Here is a 22,147-nt window from a genome sequence, read left to right as displayed (position 1 = left end):
ACCCAGGGCGCATCCTGCCCTATCTCATGCGACCGCCTCCTTGGGCATCCCGGTCCGGTCCCACTTATCGAGGATGCGGGACTCCTTCTGCTGGAGGCTGACGCCCTGCAGCCCGATCTGGCGCTGCTCGTTGCGCATCGCGGCGACCTCCTCACGCAGCCGCTTGACCTCGGTGGCGAGGTCGGCGGCGGGGGTGGTGGAGGCCGGGGCGGACGGGACGGGCACCGTGGCGAGCGGGACACCCGTGGTCGTGGTGCCTGCCGTGCCGCCGTAGAGGTTCGCCGACGCGCGGCCCTTGGCCTGCAGGAAGTCGAAGCGCGAGGCGAAGTCCTCGGGGACGAGGGCGTCTATCGCGGCCCGGGCTTCCTCCATGGCGTCCTTGGCCCGCTCCAAGCCCCTGACGTATTTGGCCATCTCCTGATTGGCGGCGAGGTAGCCCTTGAGTTCCAGCGCATCGAGCGCGGCCTGGTTGTCGGTCGCCTCATAGAGCCGCCGCAGCAACCCTTCGCGCTCGTCCTCGATGGCGGCCTGCTGCTTGGCGATCTGCAGGGCGTCGAACTTCGCGCGGTTGAGCGGGTGGAGGGCAGCGCGTTCCAGCCTGAGGAGCGCCACCGTGTCGCCGCGCGCTTCCAGGATTTGGCGGTCGAGGTCCGCGCGTTCGTCGGCGATGGCCTTGGCCTTCTCCGCCGCCTCCTCAGCCGCAGCCTTGGCCTTCTCGGTGGCGGCGGCCTGGTCGAGGAGCGCGTAGTAATGCTGCTTCAGCGCCCGGTTGGACGGGTCGAGGGCGGCCAGGTCGAGTTCGCGGAGTTTCTTGGTGTCGTCAAGCTGCTGGTAGATGTCGCGCTGGATGCCGGCCCGCTCGTCCGCGATGGCCTGCGCCTTCCGCGCGGCCTCCTCGGCGACAGCCTGAGCCTTGGCCTGCGCCGCCGCCTCGTCCTCCAGGGCAAAGAGGCGCTCCTTCATCCAGCGGAGCGACTCGGGCATGGCCGCGAGTTCCAGCTTGCGGGCCTCGCCGATCTTGCCCTCGGCCTCGTAAATCTGACCCAGGAGCGCGGTGTATTGGTCGTGGAGCGCGCTCTGGGGGTTGGACGGCGGGGCGCTCTTGGCCAGATTGTCCGCCGCCTCCTGCGCCGCGCGGTCCCGCAGGTCGAGGAGCGTCTTGAACTCGTCGGCCAGCGCCATAAGGCCGGTCGCCTTCACCCTCATGCCGCGCTCGCGCAGGTCCGCCACGACGGCACGGAAGTCCGCCTCGCTCTCGATGCGGGCCGTGACGCCGAGTTCCTGGAGACCCCGCGCGAAGACGCGCTGCGCGGTGTTGGCCTGCTCCTCCAGGCTGAAGAACCCCGTGCGGAACACTTCCACCGCCGCCCGGAAGGCGTCGAGACCGCCCGCCGCTTCGACCATGCGGGTGGCGAGCTTGGTTGCCGCCTCGCCGGCCTTGAGGTTCTCGTTCCAGAGGTCGCGGGTCGCATCTCTGACCACTCCGAACGACGCGACCATGCGCTCCAGGGTCTGCGTTGCCGACTCGCCCTCCTGCGCGAACCGTGCCGACGCTCCGGCCATGACCGCGAGCTTGTCGGAGACCTCGCCGAACTTCTCGGTGACGGCCTGGACCTGCTCCTCGGCCGTCATGTCCTTGAGGCTCAGCTGGAACTCGTAGGAGAAGCCCCGGAAGTCCTTGGCGCCCTTCCCGAGCACCCGGGCGAGGTCGAGGATATTGCCGGTGATCTGGTCGTAGGCGTCCTTGATCGGGCCGGCGACGTCCTTGCCGGCGGTGTCGTAGGAGGTCGAGGTCGAGGAGGAGAGGCCAAAGAACCTCGTGGTCTTCGTCTTCTCAAAGGTCTCCACCAAGGCGTTGAAGCCGTCGAGGGTGACCTTGAGCCCGCTGTCGAGGAGTTCGGTCTTGCCCTTGATGGCCGAGAACAAGCCGATGGCGATGGCTGCCGGGCCGGCGATGGCGCCGATGGCCGTGCCCAGGCCCGCGAGCCCCGACGTGGCCCCGGCCATGGCTTCGCTGATGGCGGTCCCCGCCCCGCCCAGGCCGCCGGAGAAGAGGCCGGAGACGACGTTGCCGAAGCCGGTCCCGATGTTGCCCAGGAAGCCACCCAGGCCGCCCATGACCCCGGTCGCCGCCCCGCCCGGGACGGGGATGCCTGCCCCTTGCGCCATGCCCACGGCCGGGCCTGCCACGCCCGCGCCGGTGATGCCCATGGAGAGCATGATCCGGTTGCGCGCCGCCATGCTAATCATCTGCGACAACATCGACTTGAACGAGTCGAGGATGGAGGAGGCAAAGTCGCCGAAGTCGCGAAGGCCGCCCGCCACGAAGTCGCCGAAGGCATCCGCGACGCCCTCGATCCCGCCGATAAGGATCTCGGCTTTCTTCTCGCCAAGCTCCTCCGCAGTCATCGCAGCATCGTTCAGCGCCTTGTTGAAGGACACCGCCTGCACCGTGGCCGGGTCCATGGCGTCGGTGATCCTCTTGACCACGGCCTCAAGGTGTTCGGTCGCGCGGGCCGCGCTTCCTGCCGCCCCGCCGCCTCCACCCGAGCCGCCACCCGAGCCGCCGCCCCCGAGTTCGCCGAGCGCCCCGCTAAGGCCGGAGGTCGCGCCAGCGCCGGCCTCCATCTCAGTGGCCATGCTGTCCACAGCGGAGGTGAGCGCCCCAACGCTTTGGAGGGGGGCCGAGACGATAGACGCCAGGTTGGCAGCCTGAGACGCCCAGGCGGAGGTGTGGAAGGACGCCTCCTCCGCAGCCAGGTTATACTCGTGGACGGCGCTGCCGGCCGAGATTGCGGCGTTGGAGAGCGCGAGGGAGATTTCCCCAAAGCCGGGAATGTTGGCAAAGCCCGAGGCCAGCGAGTTGAGGAACGAGTTCCACGAGTTGGCCATGTTCGACAAGCCGGTCAGGAAGGTCGCCTCAACCTCCGACATGACCGCGTGGAAGGTGAGGGGAATGATCCTGGTGCTGGTGGCGATCCGACCCCAGACCTCCACGGCCACGTCAGACAGAAGGCCGAGCGCGCTGCCGAAGCCACCCGTCGCACGCACCAGGCCGGCGAACTGGTAGATCAGCTCGCCCGCGCCGACGACGAGCGCGCCGATGCCGGTGCGAACCAGGGCACCGCGTAGAACCCCCAGCGCGCCCGAGAGAGACAGGGTTGCCACTCGTGCCGCCACGACCCCGGCCACGAAGCGACCCCCGAAGAGGGTCCCGGCAGCCAGGGCATAGGCCCCTGAGCGTTCCACCACGGACAACAGGCCGTCTATCGTGCCGCGCAGGAGACCCCCCTCCCTCAGGCTGTCGGTCATGGCCTCGGCCATGCTCCCCAGCGCCGGGACCATCCTGAGGGCGAGCTGCTGGCTCACATACTCGGTGACCAGGCCGAGGCGTCCGATCGCATCGCCCGCCGCCTCCACCCGCTCCGCGTCCACCTGGTTGAGGGCGAGCCCATAGTCATCGAGGTCGGACGCCGCAGAGCGGATCGCATCCCCACCATCGAGGAGGAGCAGAGCCATTTCGCGGGACCGAATGCCGAGGTCCTGCAGCAGCAGCGAGGCTTCCCCGGTGGACAGGCCCAGGTCGTTCACGGCATCGGCGACGGTCGCCATGCGTTCGCTCACGCCCATGCTCAGGAGGTCGTTCACGCTGAGCCCGAGGCGCTTCATGGCCTCGGTGGCCGCATCTCCGCCTTCGGTCAGCTCGCGGGTCATGGTCTGCATGTTGTCGGCCAGGGACTCGATGCCGACGCCGGCCTCCCCTGCGGCCAGCTCCAGAGCCTGATAGTCCGAGACGGACGCACCCAGACGCTTGGACGCGTTGACCAGGTCCTCGATCCGAGCCGCACCCGCCATGGCTGCAGTCCCCATGGCGGTCCCTGCCGCAGCCGCAGCCGCGCCGAAGACCGCGATCCGGGCGCCGAGCGCGTCCACCTTGCCGCCGAGGGAGGACATGCTTCCTTCGGCCTTGGTGACACCGCGGTCAAATTGGCCGCTGTCGAGGCTCAGAACCGCACGGAGCTGGCCGATGTCCATTCAAGTCTTCCTTCGGGCTGCGCGCGCGGCGGCGCGAGATATGGCTTTCGCGACTTCGGCCCGGACCTCGTCCGAGAGCCGCTGCATCAAAGCGTCTTTGTCCTGCTCGAAGGCCGGACGCATGTAGGGGTGGGGCTCCACGCGGAAGGAGCCGAACTCCTGCACGATGCCCTTGATGACCTCGTCCCGGGAGCGACCGGCGCGCGGACCCATGTAAAGGTCGACGTAGTATGCGCCGCGCCGGCCCTTCTCCTCACGTCGGGCCTGACGCATGGCCGTGACAGCCTGCTCCCTGGTGCCGCCGCCGCCCATCACGAAGCGGTAGGCGAGGCGCCCCACCTCGTCGTTCTTTGCCTGCGCGCCGACGGCGATGCTCTGGGCGAGTTCCCCGGTCTTCTCCGGCGCCAAGCTCCGAGCGAGATCCGCCATGGGCTGCAACGCCTTCAGGCCGGCGCGTTGGAGCGCGGCCTTGGCTGTGGAAGCCCTGAGCTTGTCGAGCTGCTCTTTCAGCTCTGTGGCTCCGTCGAGGCGGAAGGTCATCTTCACGGCTGGGCTGAGGCCCCGTTCATGAAGTGACGTTCCTTCGTGACCTGGGATAGGATCGCGGCCCGGATGGCCGGGATGGTAAAGACCTTGTCGACGGCGCCACGGGAGAACGGCACCGCTTTGCCGTCCAGCTTCCAGTTGGCCGACCAGCCCAGGACCGCCACCTGAGCGAACCTGAGGTCAGCGGCGAGCACCTCTTCCGGCGTCTTGCTGGGGCTGCGGGCCTGCTGCAGGTAGAGCCGGTGGACGTCCGGATCGGCGAGGCCCTTGACCTTGAAGGTGATGGGCTTGTCGTCGTCGCCGTATTGGGTCGCGCCCTCGATCACGAGAGGGATGTCGACGCCTGCACTACTCTTGGGGCGGGTGTCAAAAGCCGAGATATCCAAAGTTCGTGCCTCCTCAGGCTGTCCACATGTCGTCGTCGAACCAGGGCGCGTCCGTGGTGTATTGGCCCTCGCCCGAGGCGCAGCGCGCCACGGCCATCGCCGCTGCGACGGCGCCGTCGATCTTGTTGCCGCTCTTGCCCTTGTGGAACGACCGGTTGCCGGCCTGATCCACATGGAGCTGGATGTTCTCGAAGTTCCACCGCAGCACCGGGTTGCCCCCGTGGCGGAAGCGCCCGGCGAGGATGGCCCGCTCCAGCTCCTTCACGGCGGGCGCCATGCTGACCCAGCCCTGCCGGAACTCCACCACGGGCAGGCCGTCGTCGTTGAGGCTGGCCATCATGTGCCGGCCGTAGGTCGGGTCGAAGGCAATCTCGCGGACCGGGAAGTCGGCGCAGAGCTTGCGGACGTGCTCCTCCACCGCGCGGAGGTCGACGGTGTTGCCCGGGGTCGGGACGATGAAGCCCTGCTCGGCCCAGGTGACGTAGTCGACCCCGTGCCGCTCGCCCCGGGCGCGCAGGTTGTCCTCGGGACAGAAGAACCACGGCCGCACCTGGTAGCCGTCGTCGCCGTCGCGCCAGCACGCGACCACGCAGGTGAGGTCCTCGTTCTTCGAGAGGTCCACCCCGATCCAAGCCGGCTCCTGCACCATCTCCAGCTCGTCGAGGTCCACCTCGCCCGCGCCCCGGTCGTAGACGTGCATCTCGACAAAGGGCGAGGTCGACTGGTCCAGCCAGCGGTTGAGGTTGAACTGGAGGAAGCTGTCGCGCTCGAAGGGCGAGTGCTCGGCCTTGCGGGCCTTGTCGCGGAAGCCCGCGAGGTCGGGATAGCCGTGCTGAAGGCCGGGGTTCACCGCGAACCAGAGCGCCTCGTCGCGGTAGTCGTCCTCGGCCTCAGCCATGAAGATGACGGGCAGCGTGGCGGGGTCGTCGATCTCGCCCTTCTGGACCTTGATGGCGTAGGAGACGGTCTCCCAGGCGAGGTTCTCCTGGCCCCGGCCCGACGTGCTGGCGACGATGAGGAGCGTGCCCGGCACCTTGACCAGCGCGGAGTCCAGCGCCTCCCACTGACGCAGGCCGGCGCGGCCCTCCCAGGCGTGCAGCTCGTCGGCGATGACCACGTTCGGCGTCTTGCCGTGCTGGACCTTACCGTCGGAGGCCACCGCCACGTAGCGCGAGCGGTCGCGCGGGAAGGCGATGCGGGAGACGTATTCCCGGACGGAGAGGTGCTTCGAGAGCCGCCCGTCGTTCTGGACGACCATGGCCACCTCGTTGAACAGCTCCAGCGCCTGCTCATGCGCGGAGGCGGCCGAGACGATCAGGTTGCCCGGCGACTTCTCCGGCCCGACGAGGTGCAGGAGCGTGAGCCCGGCGGCGAGGCTGGTCTTGCGGTTGCCCCGGGGCAGCAGGAGCACGACGCGGCGGACCACGCGGGAGCCGTCCGGGTTGCGGGGCCCGTAGATGCGCCGGACGGTCCGCTCCTGCCAGGGGTCGAGCTGGAAGGGGTGGCCAAGCGCGGGGTTCTTCGGATGCTTGAGACGCTTGAGCCACGCGACGGCGCGCTCCCCGTAGCCCAGCGGGTCGGGGATGTCGGAGCCGTCGTTGATCCAGGCCGGGACCAGCATCAGGTCACCAGGTCGTCGTCTTCGTCGGCGTCCTCGCGGATCGCCGGGCGGGAGCGGGAGACGGGGGTGAGGCCGAGCTCGGCCGCGAGGAGGCGGGCGCGGGTCATGGCGTCGGACTGGACGCCCACGGCCGGGTTGCGCTTCCAGACGCCCTCCACGTCGAGGATGTGGCCATAGTCCTGCAGGTGGCGCTCCATCTGCCGCACCTGCCCGATGGCCGTGCAGTAGTTCTCCAGGGAGCCCAGGTCCGCCTCGGTCAGGATGCGCCGCTCGGTCAGGATCGGCATGACGCGCGTCCACTCGGCCGCCGCGTCCTCGCTGAGCCAGTCGGGCGCCGGCAGCTCGCCCAGAGCCGCAGGGTCGGTGCGCAGGGTGGGCTTGGTCCCCTTCATCAGAAGGTGAACTCCCGGTGCTCGTTGACGATCTCGCGGACGCCGAAGGGCACCTCGCGGCGCGCCTCGTCGGCCGCCGTCCGGTTGTCGAACCACCAGGCCGCGAGCAGGTTGACCGCCAGCTTCAGGTCCTCGGGAACGGGGTCCTGATCCTCGCCGCCGTAGGTCTCCTCGATCCTGAAGCCGAGAAGCCGCTCGATATGGGCCTGCGCCGCGTCGACGAGCCCCACGATGAGGTCGTACTCCTCGTCGTGGTCGACGTGGGCATAGAGCATGGCCTCGGGTGGGGTGATGATGGCCATCACTCCCACCCGACGACGGTGGCGGTGGCCGCCGTGACCTTCGTCCCCCGGAAGGGGAGCACCTGGCCGGGCTGGCAGTTGTAGACGATGGAGGTGCCGAGCCCATCTTCGACGGTGATGGTCCCGGCGGAGGTGCCGTTGAAGAAGAGGGCGCGCGGCTTGGGGTCGAGGACGCCAGTCCCGGGCGTGATGACGCGGTGCGTGTCCGCCACGCTGTCGAGCCCCTTCACGAAGCTTTGGAAGTTGTCGGTGGCCATGGGTTACCTCAGGGGGTTGCGGCGCTCTTCGCGCTGCTTGGCCCCGCTGTGATGCGTGGTGCAGAGCGGCTGCCAGTTGGTCTTGTCCCAGAAGAGCTGGGGGTCGCCCCGGTGGGGTCGAACGTGGTCGACGAGGGTCGCCCGCGCGCGGCAGCCATCGTGCCGGCAGAAGGGGTGCTCCTCAAGGAAGCGGGCGCTGGCCTTGCGCCAGACCGAGGTGTAGCCCCGGGCGTTGGCGTTCGGCCGGCGCTGCTCGGCGCGGGCCTTCCGCTCGGCGGTGCAGGGGCCGCAGGTCTCCCCGCCGGGGATGACCCGGCCACAGCCGCAGAGACGAGAAGGTTTCATCGGCATGGCTGCCCCTGAGACCGGACTCAGGCGACCGGCAGGTCGCCCACGTTGAGGACCGCCGAAGCGCCGGCCGCGAGGCTGGTGCCCGAGGTGTAGGTCAGCACCACGCGGGCGTAGCGCTTGAAGCCGCGATACCCGAGCTTGTAGGTGCTCGACGCCGCCAGCGTGGCAGGCGCGTTGCTGTCCACCAGGGTCGTGTCGACGACGTCGGCGAAGGTCGAGCCGTCGTCGCTCTCCTGCACTTTGGCGGCGAAGATGGCCGAGCCCGCCAGGGCGCCGGTGTTGACCACGAAGGCCACCCCGTTCGCGCCCTTGAGGTCGATGGCCACGCCGTTCGCGGTGGCGGTGAGGACGGCCGGGGCGAGCGCCAGGGCCGTCTTGATGTTGCGGGAAAGGTCACGCATCGGGGCTGCCTCCTCAGGCCATCTTGAGCTTGCGGAACTTCGCGGCCTGCAGGACGCGTCCGCCCACGCGACGGGTGGCGTGCATGCGGGTGATGCCGTCGGTCGCGCGGATGTAGGGGTTCACGAGGACCGAGAGGCCCACGCGGTCAACGATCCGGTAGCCGGACCAGTCGCCGAAGATGATCGGCACGGCGCCGGTCGCCACGTCGGGCATGTCCACCATCTCGACGATGGGGCGGCCCAGCAGCGTCTCGGGCAGCCCGGCCTGGTAGGAAGGCTGCCAGAGGTAGTTGCCCTGGCCGTCCTTGAGCTTGCGCAGCGTCGCGAGGGTGGTGCCGTTCATCACCCAGGTGCCGGCATTCCGATACATGGCCGGCAGCGCATACATGACGGTGATGAGTTCGTCGGAGGTGAACACCGTGGCAGAGGCCGCCGTGGTCGAGCTGATCCCGGTGTTGGTCAGGATGCCCTCGGGCGCCAGCACGCCGTCGCCGGAGATGAAGGCCAGCGCCTCCTTCTGGCCGAAGTCCTCCTCAAGGGCGAGGCGAACCTCGGACTCGGCCTGGCCGGCGCTGTCAGCGAGGAGTTGGTTGCTGATGTCGACGTAGGTGTTGATCTCGCGGACCACCACCTCGGCCTGCCCGAAGGCCGGCTCGGACGCGGTCTGCGCCTGCGTCTCGCCCTTCCAGGCGGCGTTGGTGATGCCGGTCCGGGTCGGGTAGATGACCGAGGGCGCGGCGGTCGAGCGCACGCTCGCGATGCCCCGCACGGGCGAGAACTGGACGAGGTTGCGGATGAACTCCGAGGCCATCTCGGTCGGGGCGAGGTAGCCGCCCTGCGGGTCGCTGGAGACCGTGAGGGTCTTGAGGTCTTCGGCCGGGGTGGCGTTGCCGAGACGCAGGTAGGTCGCGAAGCTCTTGCGCACCTCGTCGAGGTCAGGCTTGGCCTGCTCACCCGCGCCGGGGCGGTTGGCCTTGGCCTCCAGCTTGGCGAGCCGCTCCACGAGCTTGGTGGTGTCCGCCTTCTGCTCGACGGCCGAGAGCCGCTCGTCGACGGTCTTGGTCAGGTCCGCGATGGCCTTGGTGACGACGTCGTCCGGCGTCTCCTCCTCGCCCTTGCGTTCGATGGCGCCGAAGGCGCCGGGTCCTTGATGCAGCATGGTGGCTACCTTCTGAGTTGCGCCGCAGCGCGGTTGAGTGAGGCGGCGAGGGCGAGCGCCCGGATCGCCGACTTGGCGGACGTCACCTGCGCGCCAGGGTGCATGGGGATCGTCACGAGGCTGACCTCGAGGAGTTCGAGGTCGGTGATGGTCCGGCCGCCGCCCTTGCGGTTGGCCGCCTTGCGGGTGCGGAAGCCCACCGAGAGGCCGCGCACGGCGCCGGAGCGCACCAGCGCCCGCACCTCGCGCGCCCGGGCCACTTCGCCCACCAGGAGCCGGCCCTTGAGCCTGAGGCCATCCGGGGCCTCTTCGGCCGCGTCCCAGGTGCCCACGGGGTCGTTCAGGTCATGGCCGAACAGCATGGGCAGGGGCAGCGAGGCGCCCGCGAAGGCGCCCTTCTCGATTACGTCGCCGACGCGGTCCGGGGTGCCGAAGGGCCAGGCGAGGCCCTCGATGGCGCCGTCGTCGTCGCTGATGAGCTTGGTCTCGAAGTAGAGGCGGTCCATCAGGCGGCTCCCACGCGGTAGTCAATCTCGAAGTCCAAGCTGACGCCGGCCGGGTCGTCCTTGGCTTCGGGGTCCTGGGTGTCACGGGCACCGAGCAGCCAGATGCGCGAGAAGGTCGCGTCCCGGTGGCCGCTCAGGCAGAGGAGGACTGCGCGGCTGATGGCCTTGACCTGCTTGTAGCTGAGCGACCAGCAGTCGACCTGCACGCGGGCCGTCGAGCGGTCGGTGGTGTCCGAGAGAGTGTAAACGGGCCGGTCGTTGATGACCCGCAGCACGATGGCCGGAAGGCCGATGCCCTGCGGACGCCTGCGCCAGTTGATGGACCCGGGCGGCACGAGGGTCGGGACCGTGCTGTCCGCCAGGAGGAGCGCCTTGAGGTCCTCTTCCATGCGTCAGCCCCTTGCCGCCCGACGGGCCTTCGCCGCCTCGGAGCGCGCGATGGCAGAGGAGACCTCGAACCAGATTTCCTTCTTGAGCCGCTCCAGCATCGCGCCCTTGTCCTGTTCGAAGGCGGGGCGGAGGTAGGGCTGCGGCTCCCGGGTGAGGGTGCCGAACTCCTGCACGAAGCCCTTGATGACGTCCTGCTTCTCGCGGCCGGCGACCGGGCCCATGAAGACGTCGGCGTAGTAGTTGCCGCGCTCGCCCTTCACCGCCCGCAGGGCATTGCGCTTCTCGGTCACGGCCTCGGCGTTGGACAGGCCCGCGGCCTTGGCGAGATGGTAGGCATACTTGCCCACGTCCGCCTTGTCGTTCGCCGCGACCGTGCCCACGTCGATGCTCTCGGCCAACTCCTCGGTGTCCTTGGGCGCGAGCTGGCGGGCGAGGCGGGCCATGGGCTCCATGGCGGAGGTCCCGGCCCGCTGCAGAGCGTTGCGCGCGACGGCGGTGCTGAGCCGCTTGAGCTGGGCGCCCAGCTCCTTGAAGCCGGAGAGTTGGACGCGGGTGCCGGTCGCCATCAGTCCGCCCCTGCCACGGCGGTCAGCTCGACGCTCACGCGCCGACCGATTTCCTTGGCCCCGAGGATGGTCCACTCGCGACCGTCGAAGGTCAGCCGGTCCTTGGCGTCGATGTCGGCCGAGAAGGGGCTCCAGCGCAGCGTGAAGCGCGCCATCCGGGTCGCCTGCATCTGCCCTGCGGCCCACCTCTCGGCGTCGCCCACGGGCGCGTAGGAGGCCCAGAGAGGGGCGCCGTGGTCCGCCCAGGTCTCCGCCTGCTCCAGGCCGTTGTCGGCCAGCGTGGCGCGTCGGATCTGGACGCGGCGGTCCAGTTGTCCGGCCCTGAGAACCTGCTCCATCACGCGCCGCCCTCAGACTTGGGGAGCGCGGCGGAGATGTTCGGGTTCGCGAACTGCTCGCCGCCTGGGTAGGGACCCAAGCCGAGCCAGGAGCGGCCCTCGTTCGGGTTGATGACGCGGGCCGAGACGAGGCTGTTGATGGTCGTGGCGCGGGTCTGCAGGTCCGCCCGGGTGAGGTCGTCGCGGTCGAAGCGGATGACGTGGGTGGCCCGCTCCTCAGGGCTGAGAAGCGAACGCCGGAGCGCGCCTTCCACCACCTTGAGCCACGGCTCCAGGCAGTAGATGAGGAACTCCCGCCCCATCTGCTCGGTGTTGGACCAGGTCGCCCGGTCGAGGTCGAAGATCATGGAAGGCGGCACCCGGAAGGCGCGGGCCACTTCGAGGATCTGGAACTTGCGGTTCTCCAGGAACTGCGCGTCGGTGCTGGCGAGCGTGAACGGCTCGAACTCGGCGCCGTCATAGAGGATGGCAGTCTGCCCGCCGGTGTCCTCGCCCTCGTGCGTGGCACGCCAGGCCGCGCGGGCCTTCTTCACCGAGTCTTCGCCCATGCCCTTCGGGAACTTGAGTGCGCCGGAGGGCCGGGCGCCGCGACCGAAGAGCCGGCCGGCGTGCCGCTCCAAGGCGAGGGCCACGCCGATGGCCTCGCGGGCCAGCGTGAGAGGCGCCCGGCCGAAGGGGCTGCGGACATGGAGCATGGCCGAGCGCGGGAGAGGCTGGCCACCCATCTGGTAGGAGGGCTCGCCCGTCACCGGGTCGAAGGTGACCGAGATGCTGGCCCGGGCGTAACGGATGATCTCGGCCACGCTGCCGCCTTCGAGGCGGTTCACAAAGGCGAGGCCGCCCACGTCGTCCGAGAGCGCGTCAATGACAAGGTCGCGGACCAGCTCGAAGCCTGAGGTCCAGTCGTTCGCCTCGTCCCGCAGGAGCGGCAGGACCGGGTGGTCGGGCACGTCCGTCTCGGTGCCGTCCGCCTCGATGCGCTTCACGCAGACGTCCAGGCAGGCCACGGCCTCGGAGATGACACGGATGGCGGAGCCCACGGCCGGGACCCTGAGTGCCGCCTCGGCCGTCACGGGGACGGCGGACACCGTCGAGGGCACGATGCCGAATAGGGCATAGAGGTCGTCGCTCGGTTGAGCGAGACCTTTGACTTCGGGAACAGACTGGCGGCGGAAGGGCCACATGGTCCGCTCATCATCGCGCGCGCGAGGCGGACGGGTAGCTAGCAGGACCTAGCAGAACGTTGATTTGCGTCGCATTTGGAGGCCCGGCGTTTTCCCATTTCGGGCAAATATCACGCGCTGTGCCCCCGCCGGTCTCCGTCCCCTAGGCGAAAGTTCTAGACCACCCCCCGGCTGCTGCGCTAAGCTGACCTTGCGGCAACTCGGGCCGCATGGCTGCTCCAAGGGGAGGTGTGCCGATGCCGAGATTACTTGAGTGCAGACATTGGCAGCATGACTGCCAGACGGTGATCGTAGGCTTTCGCCTGCACACCAGGACCGTTGAGCGTATCTGGGTGCTGAAGGACGGTGGCATGCTCTGGCGCGGTGTCGTCCACTATCCGCTGCCAGGGCGTACAGCAGCGGGTGAGGCGATTACCACCTTCGGTCTATGCAAGTTCCACAGGTTCCCGATCTCCAAGGCAAGGCAGGCTTCGGCCTATGCTGCCATGCTCGCACTCGAGCCGGACGGCGACATGCCTTGATTAGCCCGCCTTCGACCTGAGCCACGCGTTCAGCTCAGACCGGACTGCGAAGTATCGCCCGGCCGGTTGGTAGATCGGCACACCCGGCTTGCTGGCCAGGCGCCTTGTGGTGTCCACCGAGAGGCCGAGCGCTTGGGCGATGGCTCGAAGGCCCCAGATTTTGTCTGTGCCGGTGGAGAGGGCGTCGATGAAGGTGGGTGGGGTCATGTCCATGCTCGTCTCGGTTCACTGCCTCGTGCGGCGGGTGCTCTAGCGGCGCCCTGTCGCGGTCGTCGGTTAGGCGTGCCCCCCGCCTCTAAGGGCGGGTGCAACGCCTCTGGGGGTATGGGGGTGTGTGTGGCTAGGGGGTTGAATGGGGATTGAAGCGGGAGTGAAGGGGGTTGAAGCCCCCGGGTTGAACGGGGGTTGAAGCAGGGGTTGAAGGGTCATCACTGGCCCGCCCTCTTGAGGAACTTGGTGCGCCGGGAGGGCGGCCCTTCCTCGCCCACGGTGATCGTCCCGGCGCTCAGCAGGTTGTTCATGGCCGTGGCAAAGCCGCTCTTGCTGATGCCTTCCCGCTTGGGGTGCTTAGCGAACTGCGAGGGTGCGTAGGTCGAGGCGCCCGCGTGGTTGACGCGCCGGCCCTGGGCCGTGAACTCGTCCAGCAGGGACAAGAACACCCGCTCGGCCTTGGCACTGGCAGCCCGCTTGTCGAGGTCCTTGGGCGTGGCGTCGGACGTGAACACGCCCGCCTTCCACGTCAGGGCGATCTCGCCCCCGACCTGGCTATAGTTGGCCTTCTTGGTCGAGAGCACCCGCTTGTCGGGGTCAGGCTCGTATCCATCGTCGGCAACGCGGGATAGGTAGAGCCGCGACCGGACGGAGTTGTTCCAGGCGGTCGAACCCGAGGTCCCCGAGCCCGAGGTCAGTCCGGTCAGCGACGGGTGAGCCAGCAGCATCACAGCGCATTGTCGCCGCTTGGCAAGGCCGCGCAGGATGCCGATGAACTGGCGCACCTTGGTGCGGTCGTTCTCGTTGGACGGATACACGTCCGCCAGCGTGTCGATCACGATCAGCGCCGGGGTGTCCTTGGTCGCACGCCGCTCCAACTCCTTGAACAACTCAGTGTGTATGAGGGCGAGGCCCGACTCGACTGCAAGCAGCGCGTCCTCCCCGGCGAGGCTGCGGAGCGTCAGACCGGCCAGGTCGTCATAGCTGCGACCCGTCGCCCGCAGGATGCGATCCGTCCGCCGGTGCAGCTCGTCCTCGTCATCCTCGGCCGATATGAAGATCACGCGCCCCGCCTTAACGGGCATCCCGAGCCAGCCGCTATTCGTCGCGACGCCGATGCCGAGTTGCTGGGCCAGAAGCGACTTGCCGGTGCCGCCGTCGCCGGAGAACAGCGTCACCTCGCGGTCGGGCACCAGATCCCGCACAAGCCAGGGCTGCTCGGGGACAGCCTTCCCCTCAAGTTCAGCAGCCGAGTAGAAACGCGACTGGCGCGCGGCGTGGGCTGCCTTGTCGGGGTTCTGTTTGAGCCATTCGGCCCTAGCCTCTGCCGCAGCCTGCTCCGTGTAGCGTCTCAGGCTCTCGGCCGCGTCGAAGGTCGGGCGTTCGGCGGAGTTGGCAACCCTCATGCTGCCCGCGCCCCCATCACCAGCGACAGGAACTTGGCTCGCTCCGTTGCCGGAAGGGCGTTGAAGCACGCCAAGAGGTAAGTCTTGAGCTCCTCGCGCGACGCCCAGGCAGCCCATTGCATCGCCTCCTCGGCCACGTCCATGAACGGCACCGGCGGGTGGCCTGCGCCCTCCGGCGGCCCCAGGACGCGCTCCGCGATGCCCTCAGCCTCTTCGTCGTCGCAGGCCATCAGAGCGGCCCAGGCGAGGCTCTGGCGTTCCCAGGGGCTCAGCTTGGCCCTTAGGACGACAGAGAGGCCCCAGAAGGGTTCTAGGCCGTCACCAGCGAGCGCCAGCGTGTCCCGAACCATACGGGCCACAGCCGCGTGGGCGAGGTTCGCCACACCGGGATTTCTGCCAAGAATATCAACGGGCACCTTGCCACGGTTCGCCAACGTAACCGGTTGGCTAGCAATAGGTTTGAACGTTCTCCCGGGATCGCCAGCCTCGACAGGACCCCTGCATGTATCGGGGTTTGCAGCCTGCGTCCGAGGCGGGTCCGAACCTGCTTGGATCGCGCCTGGCGAAGTGATCGCGGACGACGCGAGGCGCAAGGCCGTCCGCGTGCCTTCAACGCCGGTCGGAGACGGTCCCCGGGATCATGTTCCCCGCGAGAAGAGATCCCGGCTCTGGCCGTGTGAGGTCAGGTCCGGCCCCTCGCCCTGCGCATCCGAGGGAAGGTCGTCCTCCGGTCGCCGCATCTCCAGCGCCGCATAGAGGACGCTGTCCGAGCTGGCCGCGACTCGAAGGCGCCACGCCTCGGCTCCCTGCGGCAGGGCCCGGACATGGGGGGCATCCCTGCGGGCCACGAAGCCCACGCGGATCGGCGTATCCCGGTCGTGCCAGACCTCGACGGCATTCGGGTCGTGCGGATTGTCGTCCACGGGACGCAGCCGGAGCCGGGTGCCAGGAGCGATCTGGCCTACGATCTCCGGGCGGTCGCCATAGGGCAGGCCCACGACCGCGATCTGCGGGTCGAGGGGACCGGCTGATGTCTCGCCCCGGCGCGTGGCGCGCAGCAGGTCGGCATTGTCGAGGGGCTGAATGTCGCCCCAGGTCCGGGGCCCCAAGGGGCGGGGTGCCGCGAGGCGGGCCAGAGCCTTCCGGAGCTCGGCGGGCATGTCGGTCAGGCGGGCGCCCCGGGTGAGGTCGAGGTCGCGGGGCCTCACGATGTCGCCGGCGAGGTCGTTGGCCCAGAGGAGGAGCACCTGGTCGACATAGGTGCGGAACGCGGTCTCGAAGACGAGGTCGAAGCCCCTCGGGTCCGGCCGGTCCCGACCTGCCTGCGGGTCCCCGAGCGACCAGAGTCCGTTGCGGCCGACCATGAGGCCCAGCGGCGCGGCGTGGCCCAGGACGAGGAACGGCGGGCGCTCGTCCTCGCCGTCGTCCCGGTGGAGCCCGAGTTCGTCCTCGAGGGCCTCCAAGCCCACGACCGGACAGCCGAAGCCCTCGTCGGGGAGCGCCGCTCTGAGGAAGGGGGCCGCCAGCACGGGGAGCCGGGAGACCGGGTTCCCGATGCCGAGCGTCCGGCGGTAGATGGCGCGGAGGGTGTCGGGCAGGGGGACCCCGCAGTGGTGGAACACGGCCTCGATCAGGTCGGCCTCGTCCTCCCGCGCGGGGCGCAGGAGACCATGGGGCCCCTCGGGGGTCCGCTGCTCGCGGAGCGCCTGATGGGCGCGCAGGAGGCGCTCCAGGGCGTCGAGGGCGGCCCGGCGCGGACTTGTGCGCGGCTCGGCCGGGGCGCCTCCGATATCGAGTTCCGTGACATCCATGTGTTTCTGCGGTGGCTACCCACCCTCGATCGGGCGTTCGACGGCAGCGATCCTATCATCCTGCCCCAAGGAGGCCAGTCGTCGCCGGCCGACCTCGCGGAGAGTTGGGGCGAGCCCTGCTGGAGGCGCCCGAATGCCCGGCTCGTCCGCGTCGCTGCTGGACGGCGCCCTCAGGTCGGCTTGTCCGAGAAGCGCGCCTCTTGCGGCGACATCTCGTGGCCGAGGGGCACGGCCAGGGAGCCGTAGAGCTCCGGGCGCCGCCCGCGGATCCAGCGCCGTCCGGTGCAGAGGGGCAGAAGGCTCAGGTCGAGGTCGGCGACCACGAGGTCGTCCTCGATGGCGTCGCTCTCGGCCAGGATGCGGCCGTAGGGGTCGAGGATCATGGCGTTGCCGGTCCGCACCTCGTCGTCGTCCAGCCCCACGCCGTTCGCGAAGAGGATGAAAAGGCCGTTGTCGTGCGCGCGGGACGGCAGCCAGCGCATGAGCCAGCCGCGTCCCTTGTCGCCTTGGAACTCCCGCCGGAGCGCCTCAGGGTCCTCGTGGCGGGCGTGCCAGAGCGCCGGGTCGATGGGCTTCATCCCGTGCGGGCTGCGCGAGGCGGTCGCCCCCGTCTGGTGCGGGGCGAGGAGGATGTCGCAGCCCAGGAGCGCCGTGGCCCGCACGTTCTCGACGATGTTGTTGTCGTAGCAGATCAGCACCCCGAGGCGGACGCCGAGGGGCGTGTCGAACACCGTGAAGCTGTCGCCGCTGGAGATGTGCGGACTCTCGAAGGCGTGGAGCTTGCGGTGGCGGTGCCACGAGCCGTCGGGCAGGGCCACGACGTAGGTGTTGTAGAGGCGGCCCTGGGCCGCTTCGACCAGCCCGACGCCCAGCACCATGTCGAGCTCGCGCGAGAGCGCCAGAAGCCGCTGCGTGGACGGGCCTTCCGGCACGGGTTCGGACAGCGCCTCCCACCCGGCACGGTCGAGGTGGCGGGTGTGCCAGTAGCCGGTGAGGCACATCTCCGGGAAGGCGAGGACCTTGACGCCCTGCTCCTGCGCCCGCCGGGCGAACCGCTCTACGGTCGCGAAGTTCTCCTCCTTCGCCCCAGCCGCGTGCCGGAACTGGACCGCGCCGCATCTCAGGGTCATGGCCGGGCTCCCGCTGGTTCGCATGGCTCGGAGACTGGCGCCTGGATGCGAGGAGGGCAATGACCTAGCGACGCCGGATCTGCCCTGGGCCTGCGCGTGTCGATGTGGAAAAAGAAACGGCGGCTGCCCAGGGAGGAGAGAGGGCGCCGCCGTCCGGTAGGGGCCAACCCAGGGAGGAGGAGAGGGTGGCCGTTCCGATGAAGGTTCGACGGGGCCGGGAGGAGGATGGCCGCGCCGTTAGCGCTAAGATCGCTCTTTTGCTGCGACTGCACAATGGATCGTTGCGCAATGCTGCTATGCAGCAAATGCAGAAGCGAAGCTGACCTATGATGCCGCCCTGGGCCGAGTGCCTTCTCCTTGGGCAGCCGCGGGTTGAACGGGGCCTGTCGTCCCGCCCCCCACGCGGGTCCCTGTCGTGATGGTTGGCAAGGCGGCGGTCCGGGGTCGGGCGGCGGTGCTGCCGTGCCGAAAGCCGGGCGACACGCCCGCCGTGGCGATGCGGTCGCCGGAGCCCTTCCGTTCCGGTGTTTTGGAATTGCATTCGCGGCGCCGGACGGGCGAGGAAGAGGAGACCCTGTCCTGCGAATGGAGACTCTGCGATGAACCAGTACGACCTGTCCGACCAAGTGGCCGTGGTCACCGGGGGGGCGCAGGGGATCGGTCTCGCGGTGGCTCGGAGGCTTGCGGCTTCGGGCGCCCGGCTTGCCCTGTGGGACCGTGACGAGGGGCTCGCGCGCGAGAGCGCGGCCTCACTGGGCGAGGGTCACCGGGCCTATGGGGTGGACGTGGCGGATACGGAGGCCGTCGCGGCCCTGGCGGCGCGCACCGCGTCGGAGATGGGTCCCGTCGCGGCCCTCGTGACCTCGGCGGGCATCGCGGGGAGCAACGGCAAGGTCGTGGATTACGACCCGGCCGAATGGCGGCGGGTCATCGAGATAAACCTCACCGGAACCTACAACTGCTGCCGGGCCGTGCTCCCGCAGATGATGGATGCGGGCTATGGGCGGATCGTCACCATCGCCTCGATCGCGGGCAAGGAAGGCAACCCCAACGCGGGCGCCTACTCGGCCTCGAAGGGGGGCGTCATCGCGTTGACGAAGTCGCTGGGCAAGGAGCACGCGGGCCAGAACATCGCGGTCAACTGCGTGACGCCGGCCACCGCCAGGACGCGCATCCTGGAGCAACTCAAGCCCGAGTTCATCGACTACATGCTGAGCCGCATCCCGAGAGGACGCTTCCTGGAGGTCGAGGAGGCCGCGAGCATGATCGCCTGGCTCTGCTCGCCCGAGAACAGCTTCACGACCGGCGCGGTCTTCGACCTCTCGGGGGGCCGGGCCACCTATTGAGGCCCTCCGACCGCCCAACCGAAGTGCGTGAGATGATAGAAGAGCGGCGCGGCGAAGAAGACGCCGCCCAACTGGTCGAGGATGCCGCCCTGGCCGGGGATCAGGTGGCTCCAGTCCCGGACCCCGCGCTCGCGCTTGATGGCGGCCAGGACGAGGGTCCCCGCGAGGCCCGCCGCCGCCGCGACGGCCGCCATCAGGGCGGAGCCCAGGACACCGAAGGGCGTCAGCCAGGAGAGGAGCGCGCCGATCACGGCGGCGGCGGAGACACCCCCGGCCGCGCCGTGCCAGTTGCGCGGGGAGAGGGCAGGGGCGATGGGGCGGCTCCGCCAGCGACGGCCCGCCAGGCCATCGGCCACCTCTCCGCCCTGAACGGCGAGGATCAGGAAGGCGATGAGCAGCGCGCCCTCGTTCGATCCGGGAAGGCTCAGGGTCATCAGCGCGGGGACGTGGCTCGCGCCGTAGACGCAGGTCACGAGCGCCCATTGCGTCTCGGCCACGCGGGCGAGGAAGCGGGCCGGGCTGCCACGCAGGGCCGAGAGGACCGAGAGGCCCAGAAAGACGTAGACGGGGATGAAGATGGTGAAGAGCCCCGGCCAGCCCATGCCCACGAAGAGGAACTGGAGAGGCAGGACCGCGAAGAAGGCGAGGGCCAGCGTCGCGTGGTCCTCGCGGGCCTTGGCGGTGTAGGTGGCGACCTCGCGCAGCGCGGCGAAGCTCGCGAAGGCGAAGAGGAGGACGACGCCCGCGCGCCCCAGCAGAAGCGCGAGCGCGAGGAGCACGGCCATTGCCCACCAGCCGCGCACCCGGGCGGCGAAGGCCTCGACCCCGGGGACGCGCCTGCCAGGAGGAACGCGGGCCCGCAAGGCCTGGGCGATGAGCGTCAGCACGAGGAGCAGGCCCGCCACGGCGAGGGCGAGGGCCGCGAAGTCGGAGCTCATGCCGCCTCCCGCAGGTCGAGGAGGGCCTGCGCGGCGCGGTCGAGGAAGGCGTCCTTGTCCTCCCCTTCGGCCACGCGGAGGGGCGCGCCGAAGGTGACGGTGGCGATGAGGGGCAGGGGAACGACCTCGCCCTTGGGCATGATAGCGTTCAGGTTGGCGATCCAGGTCGGGACCAGCTCCACCGCGGGGCGCGCCACGCCGATGTTGTAGAGGCCCGACTTGAAGGGGAGGAGAGGGTCGGGTCCGGCGTTGCGCCTGCCCTCCGGGAAGATGATGAGGGAGGAGCCCTCGTCGAGGGCCCTGAGGATCGCCTCCATGGGGTTGTCGATGCGCGCCTCCGGGCGGCGGTCGATCAGGACGCCGCGAAAGACCTCGGCGCCGAAGAAGGCGCGGGCCCGGCTCTCGAGCCAGTAGTCGGCGGCGGCGACGGGGCGGGTCCGGTCGCGCAGCTCGGGCGGCAGGACCGACCAGATCATCGGCATGTCGGCGTTGGACGTGTGATTGGCGAAGTAGACGCGCTGCCGGGGCTCGGGCGGGACGCCGCGCCAGTCGGCGCGAACGGCGGTCACGGCCTTGCAGGCCAGCACGATCCCATGCCCCGCGACGCGGGCGGCGAGTCGGCGGAGGGGATTCCCGGGCATGGTCCGAACATGGCGCGGCGCGCCTCGCTCGGGCAAGCGGGATCGCCGGTCATATGGGCAGGAACGGTGTCTCGGCCTGCTCGCCGGGATCCAGGGAGCGCCAGGTGTCCGCGCCGTCGAGACGCTCGATGGGTCGGCCCAGGACGAGGCGCGGGTCGGCGAGCCGCATGTTGGCGGCACGGCGGCCGTGGCCCTCGGACCCCTGCGGGACGACGGAGTGCCAGTGCGTGACCGCCCCGCAGGTCGGGCAGTGGTGGAACTCGATGTCACGGTCGGCGCGCAGGTAGGCGACGGTCTCCCCCTCGACCGTGATGTTCAGGACGCTGCCATAGGCCCAGAGCGCGCCCACCCGGCGGCAATAGCCGCAGTTGCAGGCGGTCAGCGTCCCCGGGTCGCCCCGGAAGGTCCAGCGGACCCCGCCACAATCGCAGCGGCCCTCGATCACCTCGTCCGTCATGGTTCCCTCGGCGCTCCGCCCTCGAAGATCGCCTCGCCCCGGTAGTCCACCTCGGCCTCCTGCATCTGGAGGTGCAGTCCGTCGCCGGTGAAGGGGTGGGCGCGGGCGAGGTCCTCGTCCACCTCGATGCCGAGGCCGGGGCCCTCGGGCGGGCGGACGAAGCCCTCCTCGACTCGGATGGCGCCCTTGATGAGGGCGTCGTGGAACGGGGTCTCGATGGTCTCGGCCATGAGGCAGTTCGGGATCGCCGCGCAGAGATGGAGGTTGGCGGCCCACTCGACAGGGCCAGCGTAGAGATGCGGGGCGACCTGGGCGTTGGCGGCCTCGGCGAGGGTGGCGATCTTGCGCCCCTCCCAGATGCCTCCAGCGCGGCCAAGGGCGGGCTGCAGGATCGTGGCCCCTGCGGCGAGGGCCATGGCGAACTCGCGCTTGGTCGTCAGGCGCTCGCCGGTGGCGAGGGGGATCCTGAGCGCGCGGGCGACCTGGGCGAGGCTGCCCATGTCGTCGGGCGGCACGGGCTCCTCGTACCAGAGCGGCGAGAAGGGCTCGATGGCGGCGCCCATGCGGAGCGCGCCCCCGGTCGAGAACTGGCCGTGGGTGCCGAAGAGGAGGTCGGCGCGGTCGCCCACGGCCTCCCGGATCGCACGGCAGAAGGCGACGGACTTCCCGATGTCGCACATCGAGGGCATATGGCCCGAACGGATGGTGTAGGGGCCGGCGGGGTCGAACTTCACCGCCGTGTAGCCGCGCGCCACGGTGTCGAGGGCGGCCTCGGCGGCCTGGTCCGGGTCGGCCCAGAACTGCGGCAGGCCGTGATGCGGGCGAGTGGGGTAGAGATAGGTGTAGGCGCGGATGCGGCGGTTCACGAGCCCGCCGATCAGCGCATGGACCGGGCGGTCGCGGTCCTTGCCGACCATGTCCCAGCAGGCGATCTCCAGGCCCGAGAAGGCGCCCATCACCGTCGGGTCGGGGCGCTGGGTAAAGCCCGAGCTGTAGGCGCGGCGGAACATCAGCTCCACGTCCTCGGGGTTCTCGCCCTCCATGTGGCGGGCGAAGACGTCGCGGATCACGGCGGCCATCGCGTCGGGGCCCACGGCGGCGGCGTAGACCTCGCCCCAGCCCACGATCCCGGTGTCCGAGGTAAGCTTGACGAGGATCCAGTAGCGCCCGCCCCAGCGGGGGCCGGAGGCGCGGTGACGATGACGTCGAGGTCGCGGAGCTTCATGGGTCGCACTCTGCCCGCTGCGTGGCCC

25 protein-coding genes and 1 pseudogene are annotated in these 22,147 nt (G+C 69.7%); 2 read left to right on the top strand and 24 right to left on the bottom strand.

Annotation, left to right across the window (positions count from 1 at the left end; translation table 11 throughout):
* Window positions 1-24: 24 nt before the first annotated feature.
* From RUMESO_RS23250 to RUMESO_RS23180, 15 genes are read right to left on the bottom strand one after another with little or no spacing between them, the layout of a single operon-like run.
* Window positions 25-4,035: a hypothetical protein gene (locus RUMESO_RS23250; RefSeq protein ID WP_037284410.1), complete on the bottom strand. Its 4,011-nt coding sequence runs from the start codon at window positions 4,033-4,035 to the stop codon at window positions 25-27.
* Window positions 4,036-4,575 carry an HK97-gp10 family putative phage morphogenesis protein gene (locus tag RUMESO_RS23245; protein ID WP_037284516.1) on the bottom strand — a complete coding sequence of 180 codons (540 nt, stop codon included), beginning with the start codon at window positions 4,573-4,575 and terminating at the stop codon, window positions 4,036-4,038.
* Between the two features lie 2 nt (window positions 4,576-4,577).
* Window positions 4,578-4,967, bottom strand: coding sequence for a hypothetical protein (locus RUMESO_RS23240; RefSeq protein WP_156363074.1), 390 nt, complete (start codon window positions 4,965-4,967; stop codon window positions 4,578-4,580).
* A gap of 13 nt (window positions 4,968-4,980) precedes the next feature.
* Window positions 4,981-6,588: a terminase large subunit gene (locus tag RUMESO_RS23235; protein ID WP_037284404.1), complete on the bottom strand. Its 1,608-nt coding sequence runs from the start codon at window positions 6,586-6,588 to the stop codon at window positions 4,981-4,983.
* Window positions 6,588-6,980 carry a phage terminase small subunit P27 family gene (locus RUMESO_RS23230; protein ID WP_037284401.1) on the bottom strand — a complete coding sequence of 131 codons (393 nt, stop codon included), beginning with the start codon at window positions 6,978-6,980 and terminating at the stop codon, window positions 6,588-6,590. Before RUMESO_RS23230 ends, RUMESO_RS23235 begins: the two co-directional genes overlap by 1 nt.
* Window positions 6,980-7,282, bottom strand: a complete 303-nt coding sequence (locus RUMESO_RS23225; protein WP_037284399.1) for a head-tail connector protein — start codon at window positions 7,280-7,282, stop codon at window positions 6,980-6,982. The genes RUMESO_RS23230 and RUMESO_RS23225 overlap by 1 nt, the downstream gene beginning before the upstream one ends.
* Entirely contained in the window at window positions 7,282-7,539 is a 258-nt protein-coding gene (locus tag RUMESO_RS23220; RefSeq protein WP_037284397.1) for a spike base protein, RCAP_Rcc01079 family, read from the bottom strand. The genes RUMESO_RS23225 and RUMESO_RS23220 overlap by 1 nt, the downstream gene beginning before the upstream one ends.
* Window positions 7,540-7,542: 3 nt before the next feature.
* Window positions 7,543-7,890 (bottom strand): HNH endonuclease, encoded by a 348-nt coding sequence (locus RUMESO_RS23215; RefSeq protein ID WP_037284394.1) that lies wholly within the window; start codon window positions 7,888-7,890, stop codon window positions 7,543-7,545.
* 20 nt (window positions 7,891-7,910) lie between these two features.
* Window positions 7,911-8,291, bottom strand: a complete 381-nt coding sequence (locus tag RUMESO_RS23210) for a hypothetical protein (RefSeq protein ID WP_037284392.1) — start codon at window positions 8,289-8,291, stop codon at window positions 7,911-7,913.
* A gap of 13 nt (window positions 8,292-8,304) precedes the next feature.
* Window positions 8,305-9,450: a phage major capsid protein gene (locus RUMESO_RS23205; protein ID WP_037284389.1), complete on the bottom strand. Its 1,146-nt coding sequence runs from the start codon at window positions 9,448-9,450 to the stop codon at window positions 8,305-8,307.
* Window positions 9,451-9,455: 5 nt separating this feature from the next.
* Window positions 9,456-9,956: an HK97 family phage prohead protease gene (locus tag RUMESO_RS23200; protein ID WP_037284387.1), complete on the bottom strand. Its 501-nt coding sequence runs from the start codon at window positions 9,954-9,956 to the stop codon at window positions 9,456-9,458.
* Window positions 9,956-10,345, bottom strand: coding sequence for a DUF3168 domain-containing protein (locus RUMESO_RS23195; RefSeq protein ID WP_037284384.1), 390 nt, complete (start codon window positions 10,343-10,345; stop codon window positions 9,956-9,958). Before RUMESO_RS23195 ends, RUMESO_RS23200 begins: the two co-directional genes overlap by 1 nt.
* Window positions 10,346-10,348: 3 nt before the next feature.
* The gene (locus RUMESO_RS23190) at window positions 10,349-10,912 is read right to left on the bottom strand and encodes an HK97-gp10 family putative phage morphogenesis protein (RefSeq protein WP_037284380.1); all 564 of its coding nucleotides are present in this window, start codon (window positions 10,910-10,912) and stop codon (window positions 10,349-10,351) included.
* Window positions 10,912-11,250: a phage head closure protein gene (locus RUMESO_RS23185; protein ID WP_037284378.1), complete on the bottom strand. Its 339-nt coding sequence runs from the start codon at window positions 11,248-11,250 to the stop codon at window positions 10,912-10,914. Before RUMESO_RS23185 ends, RUMESO_RS23190 begins: the two co-directional genes overlap by 1 nt.
* Entirely contained in the window at window positions 11,250-12,434 is a 1,185-nt protein-coding gene (locus RUMESO_RS23180) for a phage portal protein (protein ID WP_037284375.1), read from the bottom strand. The genes RUMESO_RS23185 and RUMESO_RS23180 overlap by 1 nt, the downstream gene beginning before the upstream one ends.
* A 236-nt stretch (window positions 12,435-12,670) precedes the next feature.
* On the opposite strand from RUMESO_RS23180, the gene RUMESO_RS23175 reads away from it, so the two are divergent.
* Window positions 12,671-12,955 (top strand): hypothetical protein, encoded by a 285-nt coding sequence (locus RUMESO_RS23175; RefSeq protein ID WP_037284372.1) that lies wholly within the window; start codon window positions 12,671-12,673, stop codon window positions 12,953-12,955.
* On the opposite strand, the gene RUMESO_RS23170 is transcribed toward RUMESO_RS23175, so the two are convergent.
* The 5 genes from RUMESO_RS23170 to RUMESO_RS23150 all read right to left on the bottom strand — a co-directional run bounded on the left by RUMESO_RS23170 (window position 12,956) and on the right by RUMESO_RS23150 (window position 17,512).
* Complete coding sequence (locus tag RUMESO_RS23170) at window positions 12,956-13,162, bottom strand: MerR family transcriptional regulator (protein WP_245639396.1); 207 nt, start codon at window positions 13,160-13,162, stop codon at window positions 12,956-12,958.
* A gap of 221 nt (window positions 13,163-13,383) precedes the next feature.
* Complete coding sequence (locus tag RUMESO_RS23165) at window positions 13,384-14,571, bottom strand: AAA family ATPase (RefSeq protein ID WP_082484624.1); 1,188 nt, start codon at window positions 14,569-14,571, stop codon at window positions 13,384-13,386.
* Window positions 14,568-14,954 (bottom strand): hypothetical protein, encoded by a 387-nt coding sequence (locus RUMESO_RS23160; RefSeq protein WP_037284367.1) that lies wholly within the window; start codon window positions 14,952-14,954, stop codon window positions 14,568-14,570. Before RUMESO_RS23160 ends, RUMESO_RS23165 begins: the two co-directional genes overlap by 4 nt.
* A 255-nt stretch (window positions 14,955-15,209) precedes the next feature.
* A complete protein-coding gene (locus tag RUMESO_RS23155; protein WP_037284365.1) occupies window positions 15,210-16,382 on the bottom strand; it encodes a hypothetical protein in 1,173 nt (390 codons plus the stop codon).
* 170 nt (window positions 16,383-16,552) lie between these two features.
* Window positions 16,553-17,512, bottom strand: coding sequence for a nitrilase family protein (locus RUMESO_RS23150; RefSeq protein ID WP_037284362.1), 960 nt, complete (start codon window positions 17,510-17,512; stop codon window positions 16,553-16,555).
* A 599-nt stretch (window positions 17,513-18,111) separates the two neighbouring features.
* Here RUMESO_RS23150 and RUMESO_RS23145 point away from each other — a divergent pair.
* Window positions 18,112-18,858 (top strand): SDR family NAD(P)-dependent oxidoreductase, encoded by a 747-nt coding sequence (locus RUMESO_RS23145; RefSeq protein ID WP_037284360.1) that lies wholly within the window; start codon window positions 18,112-18,114, stop codon window positions 18,856-18,858.
* On the opposite strand, the gene RUMESO_RS23140 is transcribed toward RUMESO_RS23145, so the two are convergent.
* The 4 genes and pseudogenes from RUMESO_RS23140 to RUMESO_RS23125 form a co-directional block, all read right to left on the bottom strand.
* The gene (locus tag RUMESO_RS23140; RefSeq protein WP_037284357.1) at window positions 18,852-19,796 is read right to left on the bottom strand and encodes a phosphatidate cytidylyltransferase; all 945 of its coding nucleotides are present in this window, start codon (window positions 19,794-19,796) and stop codon (window positions 18,852-18,854) included. The two genes, RUMESO_RS23145 and RUMESO_RS23140, sit on opposite strands and share 7 nt — an antisense overlap.
* Window positions 19,793-20,437, bottom strand: a complete 645-nt coding sequence (locus tag RUMESO_RS23135) for a lysophospholipid acyltransferase family protein (protein WP_037284354.1) — start codon at window positions 20,435-20,437, stop codon at window positions 19,793-19,795. Before RUMESO_RS23135 ends, RUMESO_RS23140 begins: the two co-directional genes overlap by 4 nt.
* A 49-nt stretch (window positions 20,438-20,486) precedes the next feature.
* Window positions 20,487-20,894, bottom strand: coding sequence for a GFA family protein (locus RUMESO_RS23130; protein ID WP_051521634.1), 408 nt, complete (start codon window positions 20,892-20,894; stop codon window positions 20,487-20,489).
* A pseudogene (locus RUMESO_RS23125) lies at window positions 20,891-22,119 on the bottom strand (mandelate racemase/muconate lactonizing enzyme family protein). The gene RUMESO_RS23130 and the pseudogene RUMESO_RS23125 overlap by 4 nt, the downstream one beginning before the upstream one ends.
* Window positions 22,120-22,147: the final 28 nt, after the last annotated feature.

Source organism: Rubellimicrobium mesophilum DSM 19309, from assembly GCF_000600335.2.
GTDB classification, from domain to species: domain Bacteria; phylum Pseudomonadota; class Alphaproteobacteria; order Rhodobacterales; family Rhodobacteraceae; genus Rubellimicrobium; species Rubellimicrobium mesophilum.
Note: the sequence above shows the minus strand (reverse complement) of the source record. Positions and strands in the feature narration are given on the sequence as shown.